This is a genomic window from Maricurvus nonylphenolicus (assembly GCF_042854845.1).
In the GTDB taxonomy this organism is placed as follows: Bacteria; Pseudomonadota; Gammaproteobacteria; order Pseudomonadales; family Cellvibrionaceae; genus Maricurvus; species Maricurvus nonylphenolicus.
The window spans coordinates 4,399,174-4,412,067 of sequence record NZ_AP031498.1; the positions used below are offsets into that span (position 1 = coordinate 4,399,174).

Sequence of the window (12,894 nt, forward strand, 5' to 3'; positions counted from 1 at the left end):
CATCCCTCGGGCAACTGCCAGAATTTTCCCCTAAAAAACTAAGCCATCAGAGAGAGATCAGGGGTTATGAGCGAAATACAGACCCACTACCGCACCTGCAATATTTGTGAGGCCATGTGCGGCCTGGAGATCAAGCATAAAGAGGGGGAAATCCTCTCCATTAAACCGGACAAACAAGACCCTTTCAGCCGTGGCCATATATGCCCTAAAGCGGTCGCTTTGCAGGATTTCTACAAAGATCCAGACCGCATTCGTAGCCCCATGAGAAAGACGGCTGCTGGTTGGGAGGAGATCAGCTGGGAAGCCGCGTTTGATGAAATTCAGGACAAGATCCAAACCATTCAGGCTGCTCACGGCAACGATGCCGTTGGGGTCTATATGGGTAATCCCAACGCCCACAATCTGGGCAATGCCCTGTTTCTGAAAAAATTCCACCGCGCGCTGAATTCAAAGAGCATTTACAGTTCGGCATCCGCTGATCAGTTACCTCACCATGCCGCCTCTAACTATATGTTTGGGGCGGGTATGGTCATCCCTGTGCCGGATATTGATCGAACCGACTACATGCTGATTATCGGTGGCAATCCGGTGGTCTCCAACGGCAGCATGATGACCGCCGCCGGCGTTCCCGATCGTCTGAAAGACATTAAAAAGCGCGGCGGTAAAATCGTTGTTATCGATCCTAGGCGCACCGAAACCGCCAAACTGGCGTCGGAACATATTTTTATCCGCCCGGAAAAAGATGCCCTTCTGCTCTTGGCCATGATTAACACCATCATTACCGATGGCTTGAGCAATTTGGGCCGCTTGCAAGATATGACTGCTGGCTTTGATGACCTGGCTCAAGCCGCTAGGCCCTTTACCCCAGAAAGCGTTGCCGAAGTTGTGGGAATACCTGCAGACAAGATACGGGAGCTTGCCCATGACATGGCACGGGCACCTTCCGCCGTGTGTTATAGCCGCATGGGCGCTTCCACCCAATCGTTTGGCGGTCTATGCCTATGGTTAACCTACGCCCTGAATATCATCACCGGGAATTTAGATCGCCAAGGTGGGGCGATGCTGCCCATGCCAGCCTTTGATCTACTGGCCAATACACCCAGAGGAAAACCCAGCACCTACGGTCGCCACAAATCTCGTGTCCGGCAACTGCCTTTCAACAACTCGGAGTTTCCCATCGCCACCCTAGCCGAAGAAATTCTGACACCCGGCGAAGGTCAAGTTCGCGCCATGTTTACCGTCGCCGGCAACCCGGTACTTTCAGCCCCAGGCGGCGACCAACTGACCGAAGCGTTCGAGAATTTAGACTTTATGGTATCGATTGATATCTACCTGAATGAGACCACTAAACATGCCGATATTTTCCTGCCGGCAACTACGGGTTTGGAAATCAATCATTACGATGTGTTTTTTAATAGCTTCGCGGTACGTAATAACGCCAAGTTTTCACCGCCGTTATTTGAAAAAACAGCTAATCAAAAACACGATTGGGAAATTCTGCAAGCCCTTATCTGCCGTATAACCGGCGTGAAAGATGATGGCATTACGCCGGAGATGATTCTGGATATGGGTTTGCAGAATGGATATTACAAGGATCAGGGATTGAGCTTACAGACGTTGATTGATAATCCCCACGGGATCGATCTGGGACCACTGCAACCCTGCCTAGAAGAAAGAATCAAAACCGCTGATGGCAAGATTCAGCTAGCACCAGAGTTTTATTTAAACGACCTGCCCCGTCTCGAACAATATGCCCGGGATGATCAGCAACGTCGCAATCAGTTCCCCTACGATATGATTGGCCGCCGCCTGGCCCGCAGCCACAATACCTGGACGCAGAACTCTCATCGCTTGGTAAAAGGTAAAAACCCGGTCACGCTGCAACTCCATTCCCAAGATGCTGAAGCGCTTGGGCTGAGCTCAGGGCAAATGGCTCGCGTAACATCCGCTACCGGCGAAATCGATATTGAAGTGGATGTAAACGATAACATCCTGCAAGGGGTTGTAAGTATTCCTCAAGGCTGGGGCCATAATCATCGCAATACCCAAATGCATGTCGCTGCTACACAACCCGGTATAAGCATTAACAGCCTCACTGACACACAACGCGTCGACCCGCTAACCGGAAATGCCGCTTTTAATGGCACACCCGTCGCTATCGAAGCCATTAAAACAGCTATCGCTAATTAGGAACCCTTATGTTGAAATACTTTTCTCCCTTAACCTTATTTGTCCTTGGCTGGTTATTGTTACTGAACATTCCCATGTTTCAAACGATCAGTCTTACCAACGGGATTGCCCAACTGATCCTGTTTGCGTTGGTCGTGTGTTTACCGGCGTGGAAAACCGGTCGCTTATCCTATGTTGATATCGGTTGGCCGCTGGGTCTGGCGGTTATTGGTATCACCTGCTTGTTATTGGCCGAAGGTGATAGTTTGCGCAAAGGTGTCGTGAGCTTTGTTTATCTGTTTATCGGTTTACGCATGGGCCTGGGTGCCATAAAAATGTGGCGTGCTGGCGCGTTTAAAAAGGAGTTTCCACGTTATCAATTCCAACGCCGACGCTGGGAAAAGTCTGGTAAAACCAACACCATGCTTGTTATACAGGTAGACGCCATCCTGCAGGGGTTAGCCAATGCCTCCTTCCTCGCGGTACCGGCGTTCATTATCAGCGCCAACCCCAACCCGAGCTATTCAGTACTTGAAATTTTGGGTTTACTGTTATGGTTTGCGGCTTTCATCATGGAGTCGGTGGCGGACAAACAGAAGCACCAGTTCCTTCGTGACATGAAGCAACGGGGAGAAAAAAACAAAGTTTGCAATGTTGGGTTATGGCGCTACAGCAGGCACCCTAATTATTTTGCCGAATGGATGGTATGGAATGCGTTAGTCATTGCCGCCATACCTTCTCTGTTAGCACTGTTTTCGTCAATGCCTTTTGTAAGCTGGGCATTGTTAGGTGCCGCCTTAATTTATGCGTCCTACATTATGTATAACACCCTGGTATTTTTCACCGGTGCCATTCCCTCTGAATATTATTCAGTACAAAAACGCCCTGAATATAAGGCCTACCAGCAAACCACGAACATGTTTTTTCCTGGACCGGTAAAAAGCTCATCTTCCGCCGAAGAAGGAACAGCCTGATACATCGCCAAATTACAAATATCAGACATAAAAAAAACCGGGCATAGCCCGGTTTTTTTTATGTGAGAAAGGTATTAGAGATTATTTAACCTCAATGGTGCCTTCCTCAATTTTGGCTTGCCAAATTTTTGGACCAGTCTGGTGAACGGCTTCACCTTTCACATCAACCGCCACAGTCACAGGCATATCCTTGATTTCGAACTCGTAGATCGCTTCCATACCCAGGTCTTCGAAGCCAACCACTTTAGAGGCTTTAATAGCTTTGGATACCAGATACGCAGAACCACCTACAGCCATCAGATAAACGGCTTTGTTGTCCTTAATCGCTTCAATAGCAATTGGGCCACGCTCGGCTTTACCCACCATACCCAGCAAGCCGGTTTCTTCCAGCATGGTACGAGTGAACTTATCCATACGGGTTGCGGTGGTTGGGCCAGCCGGCCCAACAACTTCTTCACCCACAGGATCAACCGGACCTACGTAGTAGATCATACGGTTGGTGAAATCTACCGGCAGCTCTTCGCCTTTGGCGATCATATCTACCATGCGCTTGTGAGCCGCATCACGACCGGTTAGCAACTTACCAGAAAGCAGTACGGTTTCACCTGGCTGCCACTCGGCAACATCTTCTTTGGTGATCTCATCCAGGTTTACGCGGCGAGCATTACCCACTTCCCAGGTAATTTCTGGCCAGTCTTCCAAGCTTGGAGGAGTTTGCAGAGATGGGCCAGTGCCGTCCAGGGTGAACTTGGCCAGGCGAGTTGCCGCACAGTTTGGCAGAATCGCGATAGGCTTGTTGGCAGCATGGGTTGGACAGTCTTTAACTTTTACATCCAATACGGTGGTTAATCCACCCAGGCCCTGAGCACCAATACCCAGATTATTGACCTTTTCAAACAATTCCAGACGCAGTTCTTCGGCGCGATTATCGGCACCACGTTCTTGCAGGTCGTGAATATCGATAGGATCTAACAAGGCTTCTTTAGCCATAGCCAGCGCTTTATCAGCGGTACCACCAATGCCTATACCCAGAATACCCGGTGGGCACCAGCCAGCGCCCATGGTTGGTACAACGTTCAGAACCCAGTCCACTACGGAATCCGATGGGTTCAGCATGGCAAACTTGGTTTTGGCTTCACTACCGCCACCTTTGGCCATTACGTGCACATCAACTTTATCGCCAGGAACCATTTTGTAGGTGATCATGGCTGGGGTGTTGTCTTTGGTGTTTTTACGAGCGCCATCCGGGTCGGCTAATACAGAAGCACGCAGCACATTGTCAGGGTGGTTGTAGGCACGACGCACACCTTCGTTGATCATGTCATCGATGCTCATGCCGTCGGAATCCCACTGCACGTCCATACCGATCTTCATGATCACGCTAACGATGCCGGTGTCCTGACAGATAGGACGGTGGCCTTCGGCACACATACGGGAGTTAATCAGAATCTGCGCCATGGCATCTTTGGCCGCCTGGCTCTGCTCTTTCTCGTAGGCTTCGTTAACCGCCTGGATAAAATCTTTGGGGTGGTAGTAGGAGATAAACTGCAGTGCATCAGCAACACTGTCGATCAAATCTTGCTTACGAATGACGGTAGTCATGGCGCTCTTCTCTTCTTTTGGTAGCCTGGGCTTAACCCACGGCAGGGATCACGATTGCGGGGCGCATTTTACACCAATGTCCTTTTAATTACCCGGCAAAGGGCTTTTGCCCCTATATTTAGTAGCTTGGACAAGCAAAACTCACAAAATAGTCCATATAATGGGTCAAAATTATTGCAATGCGACAAGATATGCCTACACTCAGAGAATAAGAACGGAATCAGAGGAAGGATCTCTACTCCTGATGGCGTTGCGTGACTCTCTAAAGAGCTACCCGCACGCAGCTCTCACCGAGCTGCCAGGCGCCCTACCCTCCTCGAAAAACCTTTTCTACTCGCACCATTCAGGTGCAATTCAGTCATCACGATTTACCCTTTTTGCAAAACAGTCCAACGCGTTTTGGGGGGATCTGTTTTGTTTTTCTCGACCCCGCATCAGTTTGCGAGGCCTGAGCCTTTTCGTTCCATTAGGAGATAATCATGGCCACACATGTCGAAAATTGCCCTTTCTGTGACGGCGACCACCTGCATATCAGTCGACACCTGATGTCACACTCCGTTGTGTGTCAGACCTGTCGAGCTACAGGCCCACACCGACGAATGCAGGAAGATGCTGTGCTGGAATGGAATCAAACATCAAAACTGTTGCGTCAATCACGTATGGGGGAAACGCGGCAGGTTCATGGACGATTGCATGAGCTGGAAGATGCAGTGAGGAATTTGGCGGGGGTGTTACGCCAGGAAGAAGCCAATGATGGTTACTTTTCGCAGCGAAAGCGGGAATCTAGTCACTAAGTTGTCATTAACTCGACCCGCAGGGTTCTTAAACTGGGGTACGACCCGCAGGGTCGGCCCCCTAGCTTTGGCACGATCGGGGTCTGACCCTGTGGGTCAGACCCCAGCTACGAAGCACAAATGTTACTTAGGCGTGGCTGAAGCAGCGGGCTTGCTTAACTGCTGTTTCAACTGTAACAAATCGCGATTGAGTTTTACGCGATAAGCATCAATCGCCTCAATCGCCTCTTCGTTGGTACGAACACGCGACAGTAAACTGCTTTTCAGTTCTGATAATTCCTGGTCGATACGATTGGCTTTATCCACAACAGTGCGCAGTTGCTTTTGCGCCGTATCGACATCGGCTACCGCCTTGGCACTTTGTGAAGCCAGGGTTTTGCTTTCAGACTGCAAGGATTTCAAGCTCAGCGCCTGAGAGTCAGCCTGTTTCTTGGTAGCCGAACTGGTGCTTTTTACCGACGCCAAACTTTTTTCCAGCTTGGCCACTTTATCTTTATTCGCCGCAATCGCCTTGCGGTTACGGTCGTGAGATACGCCCCAGAGCTTGCGAATTTCTGAATCCGCCCACTTCAACTTGGCCCTGATAGCCGTTACCGATTGAGTAGACTCGTCATCCGATAGCTCCAAACGTTTTTCCAACTCGGACAATCGGGCATCCGCCGTGACCAGCTGCTGCTGAGCCAGCGTCAACTGCCAATAGACAAAACCCGCTAAACCCAAACCGGTTAAAGCCAAGAGTAACGCGAAGGGTACCAGTGGCGAACTCTTGGCCACCACTCTGGTTGCCGCTTGCGGTGAGGGCTTGGGGGCTGCCTTAGTCTTGGACTGTGCAGCGGTTTTAGGACGCAATGATTGGAGATCATCATGATCGGGATTGACGGCACCAATGCCAGACAGCGTGGGTTCTTTACGTTCAACCATGTTGTTGTCTTATTTCCATCTAACTCGACGTGTGTAGTGAGAACACTTATATCAAACTCACCTGCTCTTGAGAATCGACCAGGCACAAAAAAGCCGGGACAAGCCCGGCTTTTTCAGGTTATGGGTAACGAATTACACCAGAACCAGCAGACCAACCAGAACAGCAGTCAGAATCATGCTGCAGGTGATTACACCTTTAACAGTGGTCATAGGACCTTGCTTACCAACCAGAGCGTTAACTTCCAGGGCAGCAATAATAGCCAGAGTAACCCAGATGCCAGTAGAACCGTCCATCTTGGCACCGTAACCGCCGCCACTTACGAAGTGAGGACCAGCCAGCATGAAGAAAGCCATAGGACCAGAGAACAGAACGTTGGTACGGGAAGCCAGCAGCGCTTTACCAGCAGCAGTAGGACCGTCGCCTTCAACCATGCCCAGAGCAATCTTCTGGTTTGGCCAGATGATCAGCCATACGTTCAGGAACATCAGGGTACCCATTGCGGCACCGGCAACGATGTATACATTCATCAGACTTTGCTTGGCCAAACCAACCAGCAGAATCAGACCGGTCAGGAAGGTGAACATCGCACCCCAGCGGAACCACCACAGGGCTTCAGGAGCCAGGTGCGCTTTTGCGTCTTTCAGGGCTTCAGGAGTCGCTTTTTTGAAGTAACCACCTTGAATGAAGTTGAAGTAGTACAGCAGGCCAATCCAGGTAATACCAAACAGCAGGTGCCCCCAGCGCGCCAGGAAGTTAATTAAATTCATGGTTTCCATATTGAGATCCTTTACATCGGCTATCAAATTATCGTTATTCCAGGTCAGGCCTTATGGCAAGAAGCCTTGCGCCCAGTGCCACCTTTATAAGGTGTCTGTGCAACCGAACGCAACCCCAAAGCAAAACCCAGTAAACCCAACCCTCTATAACCCCAGTAAAAACAGGGACTTAGAAAATATTGGCAAGAAATAAAACGGGTCGTATTTTAAGCCTTAGCCCCCTAAATAAGAAGCCTTTTTTCCGACCTTGGACACTCCACATGTCTATTTACTGGGTCTTTTTCGTGCATTTATGCACAGCTTGGCGAGCTACAACTTCTCACGCCAGTATTTTGGCGTATAATCCTCGAGCATAACTTGCACACAAAATGATCAGCGTTATTTTTCGCCTTCAGCAAGGCACTTGAGTTAGTAAAGGGGTGGTATCCATGTGGGGCTATGGAAGAGCCGATGATCCAGATTTCGTCGTCTACAAATCTCAAAATGAACATTTCGAGCTGTTTTGCTTGGTGATGGAGCGTGGCTTTGCGATCCATACTGGCACAACGGATCGTGTCGTCATGGAATATCGCCTGACCGATACCGGCACTCAACGCTATCTACCCAAAGTCCAAGCCAAAAGTGGCATTAGCTTTTTGATTCCTGATGCCTGGCTGCAGCCCAGTGACCTGTATCTGTATTACGATCCCGCCAACCATGAGGATATTCCTCAACTGGCCCACTACAACCCGGAAACCAACCAGTTCACCCCCTGCCAGTACGAAAACGATGAGCTGTTTGATCGTGTGCACGGCAAGGTTCAGCTGCCGATGGTGAAACTGTCTACCCTCAAGGGACTGCACTACATCAAGGACATTGCCTGCCTGCAGTTGTTTGAGCTGAATTTTGACAAACTGTATCAGCAGGATCCGGCGCTGGCTGAGCAGGTGCGCATAAGTTTGACTGACAAGCTCAAGCGCTATATCAACTTTTCCCAGCCCTGGATAAAGGCGGATAATGCTGAGCGGGTGGCGCTGGAGTATTTGGAAAAGCATGGGCGGCCGGAGAAGAAATCCCATCCGTTAGATAACCCCCCAGGGCAGGATCCTGATTTCCTGACTTGGGACTAAGCCCTTTATTTCGTAAGAGGGGTCTGACCCGCAGGGTCAGACCCCGGTCCTTCCTAACGTGGTATTACTGTTCGCTTTACTCCATAGCAGGGGTCTGACCCTACGGGTCATACCCCGGGTTTAGAATGCCCTCCTCCAGAAAAGAAAAAAGGCCCGCCGAAGCGAGCCTTTCTTTGAGCTAATGAGCTGGCAGGAATTACATCATTCCTGGCATACCGCCCATTCCACCCATGCCGCCCATATCTGGCATACCGCCACCAGCGCCACCTTCTTCAGGTGCATCGGCAACCATAGCTTCGGTGGTGATCATCAGACCAGCAACAGAACCGGCAGCCTGCAGAGCAGAGCGGGTTACTTTAGCTGGATCCAGGATACCCATTTCCAGCATATCGCCGTACTCACCGGTTGCAGCGTTGTAACCGAAGTTACCGTCGCCTTGCTTAACCTTGTCAGCAACAACAGAGGCTTCACCACCAGCGTTATCAACGATTTGACGCAGAGGCGCTTCCATCGCACGACGAGCCAGAGCGATACCAACGTTTTGATCTTCGTTGTCGCCTTCCAGATCAGCGATAGCGGCAACAGCGCGCAGCAGTGCAGAACCACCACCGGCAACTACGCCTTCTTCTACCGCAGCGCGGGTTGCGTGCAGAGCATCTTCAACGCGAGCTTTCTTCTCTTTCATTTCTACTTCGGTGATAGCACCTACTTTGATCACAGCAACACCGCCAGCCAGCTTGGCTACACGCTCTTGCAGTTTCTCTTTGTCGTAGTCAGAAGAAGATTCTTCGATTTGGGCACGGATTTGAGCAACACGGGCTTCGATGTCAGCTGCTTCACCAGCGCCATCAACGATAACGGTGTTTTCTTTGCTCATGGTTACGCGCTTGGCAGTACCCAGGTGCTCCAGAGTTACCGCTTCCAGATCCAGACCTACTTCTTCAGAGATCACAGTAGCGCCAGTCAGGATAGCGATGTCTTGCAGCATGGCTTTACGACGATCGCCGAAACCAGGTGCTTTACAGGCAGAAACCTTAACGATACCGCGCATGTTGTTAACAACCAGAGTTGCCAGCGCTTCGCCTTCGATGTCTTCAGCGATGATAACCAGTGGCTTACCGGCTTTAGCTACGGCTTCCAGAGTCGGCAGCAGCTCGCGGATGTTGGACACTTTTTTGTCTACCAGCAGGATGAACGGAGACTCTTGCTCAACACTCATGTTTTCCTGGTTAGTGATGAAGTATGGAGACAGGTAACCGCGATCGAACTGCATACCTTCAACAACGTCCAGCTCGTTATCCAGAGCCTGACCTTCTTCAACGGTGATAACACCTTCTTTACCCACTTTTTCCATGGCTTCAGCAATGATCTGACCAACGGAAGAATCGGAGTTTGCAGAGATGGTACCAACCTGCTCGATGGATTTGCCATCGGCACAAGGCTGGGCGATAGCCTGGATTTCAGCAACTGCAGCAACAACCGCTTTGTCGATACCGCGCTTCAGATCCATTGGGTTCATGCCAGCAGCAACGGACTTCAGACCTTCATTTACGATAGCTTGAGCCAGAACAGTTGCAGTAGTGGTACCGTCACCGGCTACGTCGTTGGCCTGGGAAGCAACTTCCTTAACCATTTGCGCGCCCATGTTTTCGAACTTGTCTTTCAGCTCGATTTCTTTAGCAACAGATACACCGTCTTTGGTTACAGTTGGAGCACCGAAAGACTTATCCAGAACAACGTTACGGCCTTTAGGGCCCAGAGTAGTTTTTACCGCATCAGCCAGTACGTTTACACCAGCCAGCATGCCTTGGCGAGCTTCGTCACCAAACTTAACAACTTTTGCCATGATTTAAATTCCTTAAAATTCTTATTAGCTTTCACTTAACTAAGGGTTACTAGACAGCTAAATTAGCCTTCCGCTTACTTTTCCAGGACGGCTTTGATATCACTTTCGCTCAGAACGATCAGCTCTTCGCCGTCGATCTTGATGGTGTCGCTACCAGCGTACTTACCGAATACCACGGTATCGCCAACGTTTACGTCTACAGCGCGAACTTCACCGCTTTCCAGCACGCGACCGCTACCTACAGCAACCACTTCACCCTGGTTAGGCTTTTCAGTGGCAGAACCAGGCAGAACAATACCGCTAGCAGTGGTGGTTTCTTCTTCCTGACGGCGAACGACTACGCGGTCGTGCAAAGGACGAATTTTCATGAACATGTCTCCAAGTCATCTCCCGAAGGAGGCATCCAAAAATGTGATCCGGGTAGCCTTGCGGCCAAACCGGGTTTTTATAGGGTGTTGCCAGCTTAGCCTGACAACCAACTCCAGAGCCTGTCTCCCCTACCGGGAATGACCGGACATATGGAGTAAAGAATCTGTGTAAACGAAAATGGGGGTCGATTAAGCGATTTCAACAGCTCAAGATGAAAAAATGGCAAAAAATTTGGATTTGTCCATTTTTTCATCGCTTTTTGAGGCCTAAGCAAGAAAATGCGGGGTTAATCCTCGCGCTTGAAGTCCCCTTCCAGCACATCTGGACGGCGCTGCTGAGATTGAGACGGAGATTGAGGACGCTGGGGGTCGTGGTCAAAAGTTTCTCCACGAGGGTCAAAACCCGGGCCAGTACGGAAACCGGATGCCCTGAAATGAAAACCCTGATGCGGCTTGGAGATCCAGTTTTGAATCAGGCGACCCAGTAACAAACGGCGTAAACCGGGGATCAGACAGATAAAACCGATAGCATCGGTAAAGAAACCCGGCGTGAGGAGTAAGGCGCCACCAACAGCCAGAAACAAGCCATCGACGATTTCCTGTGCTGGCAGTTGGCCCGCCTCCATCTTCTGGTTAGCTCGCAGCAGAGTCGCAAAGCCCTGCTGACGCAACAGCGCGAGGCCAATCATGGCCGTCAGCAGCACCAAGCCAATGGTGGGCAAGGCACCAATATGGCTGCCAACCTTAATCAGCAACCACATTTCAAATACGGGAATCAGGATAAATAACAGTAGGAGGGGCATAGTGACCTTATTAAGGGGTTAACGCGGAATTCCGCCGATACCCCTTAGATGGTGGTCAACTGGGCAAAATACAAGGTGACCCCGCTCTGATTTACGCTTCTTAACGCCCTAAAGCAGGCTACCATTCGTAACCTACACCGACTTTAAACTTGGTATCTTCACGACGGTTGTCCGCTTGCGGGTCGTTGTCGTAGTCATACTCCAGCAAAAACTCAGAGAACAGGCCCTCGCCCAAGGGCACATTAAAGCCGGTATCACTGGCAAAGCGCCAATCATCACTATTGTCCACCGAATAGAGTAATTCATGGTTGTGGATAAACTTCAGCGATATCGGGAACTGGTAACTGAAATCCGTCGCGAAGCGTAACAAGGTTTGATCGAGCTTGCTGTTAAAGGTTGGGTCCAGCTTCTGCTCTTCGTCTGGATTGAAAAGCTCTTTGATATACTCCACACCCAGTTCCAGCGCCAGGCCTCCGCGGTGGGACTCCCACATCTGGTGGCCCAATCCGCTACCTAGCAGGTAACTTTCATCGATATTTTTCGAATCATCGGCGCCAATACCCACTTCGTTGTACCAGAACCAACTCTCATCGAAGAACCAGTCAAGGCGGTACTTGATGTCGTACTCCTCATCCACCGGGTCATCATCTGAGGATTCGCTTTCGTATTCCAACGTCATAACATGACGGTATTCGCCACGGCGGAACTTCACTTCACTGGATACATCCCAGTCTTCTTCCACCTTGTTACCCCGGGAATGCGTACCGGCAATGGCCACTTTACCTTCATAGTCATATGCACCGGCGGCATATTCGGCATAGGGCTGCAGTGAATCTACAGATAACAGAGAGATTTTGACCTTGTCGCCATCGGCGCAGTCGTACATCAGGCGCCCCTCATCCATACCGCGAATCCGGCAGGGTAAATCATGGCCGTTGACCTTCACATAGGTCTCAGTGCGCAGCTGCAACACCTTGCTTTTCTCAATGGTCAGCTCACCAAAGTTCTCCGACTTCCAGTAGATAATATCGTCCTGCAGCCGGGTCAGATCCCCTTTAATCCAATCACCGTTATTTAAAATGATTTCACCGGCTAACGACGCAGTGGAGATAAAGGTGGAAACAAGAAGAGTCAGCAGACCCCCAAAATAAGCTTTCACGCGCCCAATCCAATCTGTCAAAATTGTGGGTATTCTACTACTGGGCAGCCACAAATGTCTCAAAACCCGGAAATGCGCGAAGCTATTTTGCTGGTCATCAATGCCATTCCCAAAGGCAGGGTCGCCGCCTATGGCCAAATTGCTGAGATGGCTGGCTTTCCTGGACGGGCACGTTTGGTCGGCTATATTTTGCGCAATCTGCCCAGTGACAGTAACCTGCCCTGGCATCGGGTGCTCAACAGTCAGGGCAAGTTGTCGTTAGACGGCCCAAGCGGCCAAGAACAGCAACGGCGCTTGGAGAACGATGGCGTGAGTTTGTATAAGGGTAAAGTCGCTAAGGCTTACTTTTGGCAGCCCTAGCTTGTAACAACA

Annotated in this window: 12 protein-coding genes; 5 read left to right on the plus strand and 7 right to left on the minus strand. The window is 50.4% G+C overall.

All coding sequences use genetic code 11. The features are described 5' to 3' along the window. The first annotated feature begins 66 nt into the window (after positions 1-66). Both ACGHZ6_RS19050 and ACGHZ6_RS19055 read left to right on the plus strand, forming a co-directional pair. Positions 67-2,190: a molybdopterin-dependent oxidoreductase gene (locus tag ACGHZ6_RS19050; protein ID WP_390615612.1), complete on the plus strand. Its 2,124-nt coding sequence runs from the start codon at positions 67-69 to the stop codon at positions 2,188-2,190. Between the two features lie 8 nt (positions 2,191-2,198). Then, positions 2,199-3,143, plus strand: coding sequence for a DUF1295 domain-containing protein (locus tag ACGHZ6_RS19055; protein ID WP_390615613.1), 945 nt, complete (start codon positions 2,199-2,201; stop codon positions 3,141-3,143). 81 nt (positions 3,144-3,224) lie between these two features. Here ACGHZ6_RS19055 and ACGHZ6_RS19060 read toward each other — a convergent pair whose 3' ends face one another. Then, entirely contained in the window at positions 3,225-4,745 is a 1,521-nt protein-coding gene (locus tag ACGHZ6_RS19060; protein WP_390615614.1) for a fumarate hydratase, read from the minus strand. Positions 4,746-5,224: 479 nt separating this feature from the next. Between ACGHZ6_RS19060 and ACGHZ6_RS19065 the strand changes: the two genes are divergently transcribed. Beyond that, positions 5,225-5,539 carry a Lar family restriction alleviation protein gene (locus tag ACGHZ6_RS19065; RefSeq protein WP_390615615.1) on the plus strand — a complete coding sequence of 105 codons (315 nt, stop codon included), beginning with the start codon at positions 5,225-5,227 and terminating at the stop codon, positions 5,537-5,539. Between the two features lie 123 nt (positions 5,540-5,662). On the opposite strand, the gene ACGHZ6_RS19070 is transcribed toward ACGHZ6_RS19065, so the two are convergent. Beyond that, complete coding sequence (locus tag ACGHZ6_RS19070) at positions 5,663-6,460, minus strand: hypothetical protein (protein WP_390615616.1); 798 nt, start codon at positions 6,458-6,460, stop codon at positions 5,663-5,665. A 132-nt stretch (positions 6,461-6,592) separates the two neighbouring features. After that, positions 6,593-7,237 carry a urate hydroxylase PuuD gene (locus ACGHZ6_RS19075; protein WP_390615617.1) on the minus strand — a complete coding sequence of 215 codons (645 nt, stop codon included), beginning with the start codon at positions 7,235-7,237 and terminating at the stop codon, positions 6,593-6,595. A gap of 428 nt (positions 7,238-7,665) precedes the next feature. Here ACGHZ6_RS19075 and ACGHZ6_RS19080 point away from each other — a divergent pair, with 428 nt between their 5' ends. Then, positions 7,666-8,346 (plus strand): hypothetical protein, encoded by a 681-nt coding sequence (locus ACGHZ6_RS19080; protein ID WP_390615618.1) that lies wholly within the window; start codon positions 7,666-7,668, stop codon positions 8,344-8,346. Between the two features lie 196 nt (positions 8,347-8,542). Here ACGHZ6_RS19080 and groL read toward each other — a convergent pair whose 3' ends face one another. From groL to ACGHZ6_RS19100, 4 genes are all read right to left on the minus strand, one after another. Further along, positions 8,543-10,195 (minus strand): chaperonin GroEL, encoded by a 1,653-nt coding sequence (groL, locus tag ACGHZ6_RS19085; protein WP_390619191.1) that lies wholly within the window; start codon positions 10,193-10,195, stop codon positions 8,543-8,545. Positions 10,196-10,266: 71 nt separating this feature from the next. Then, positions 10,267-10,560, minus strand: coding sequence for a co-chaperone GroES (locus ACGHZ6_RS19090; RefSeq protein ID WP_390615619.1), 294 nt, complete (start codon positions 10,558-10,560; stop codon positions 10,267-10,269). A gap of 287 nt (positions 10,561-10,847) precedes the next feature. Next, positions 10,848-11,363, minus strand: coding sequence for an FxsA family protein (locus tag ACGHZ6_RS19095; RefSeq protein WP_390615620.1), 516 nt, complete (start codon positions 11,361-11,363; stop codon positions 10,848-10,850). A 118-nt stretch (positions 11,364-11,481) separates the two neighbouring features. Beyond that, positions 11,482-12,522: a DUF481 domain-containing protein gene (locus ACGHZ6_RS19100; RefSeq protein WP_390615621.1), complete on the minus strand. Its 1,041-nt coding sequence runs from the start codon at positions 12,520-12,522 to the stop codon at positions 11,482-11,484. A 54-nt stretch (positions 12,523-12,576) separates the two neighbouring features. Here ACGHZ6_RS19100 and ACGHZ6_RS19105 point away from each other — a divergent pair, with 54 nt between their 5' ends. Then, entirely contained in the window at positions 12,577-12,882 is a 306-nt protein-coding gene (locus ACGHZ6_RS19105) for an MGMT family protein (RefSeq protein WP_390615622.1), read from the plus strand. Positions 12,883-12,894: the final 12 nt, after the last annotated feature.

Bases quoted from the DNA above. Each gene is read 5' to 3' on its own strand.
- ACGHZ6_RS19055 (WP_390615613.1), top strand. From the start codon at position 2,199: ATGTTGAAATACTTTTCTCCCTTAACCTTATTTGTCCTTGGCTGGTTA.
- ACGHZ6_RS19065 (WP_390615615.1), top strand. From the start codon at position 5,225: ATGGCCACACATGTCGAAAATTGCCCTTTCTGTGACGGCGACCACCTG.
- ACGHZ6_RS19050 (WP_390615612.1), top strand. From the start codon at position 67: ATGAGCGAAATACAGACCCACTACCGCACCTGCAATATTTGTGAGGCC.
- ACGHZ6_RS19105 (WP_390615622.1), top strand. From the start codon at position 12,577: ATGTCTCAAAACCCGGAAATGCGCGAAGCTATTTTGCTGGTCATCAAT.
- ACGHZ6_RS19090 (WP_390615619.1), bottom strand. From the start codon at position 10,560: ATGAAAATTCGTCCTTTGCACGACCGCGTAGTCGTTCGCCGTCAGGAA.
- ACGHZ6_RS19070 (WP_390615616.1), bottom strand. From the start codon at position 6,460: ATGGTTGAACGTAAAGAACCCACGCTGTCTGGCATTGGTGCCGTCAAT.
- ACGHZ6_RS19080 (WP_390615618.1), top strand. From the start codon at position 7,666: ATGTGGGGCTATGGAAGAGCCGATGATCCAGATTTCGTCGTCTACAAA.
- ACGHZ6_RS19095 (WP_390615620.1), bottom strand. From the start codon at position 11,363: ATGCCCCTCCTACTGTTATTTATCCTGATTCCCGTATTTGAAATGTGG.
- ACGHZ6_RS19075 (WP_390615617.1), bottom strand. From the start codon at position 7,237: ATGGAAACCATGAATTTAATTAACTTCCTGGCGCGCTGGGGGCACCTG.
- ACGHZ6_RS19060 (WP_390615614.1), bottom strand. From the start codon at position 4,745: ATGACTACCGTCATTCGTAAGCAAGATTTGATCGACAGTGTTGCTGAT.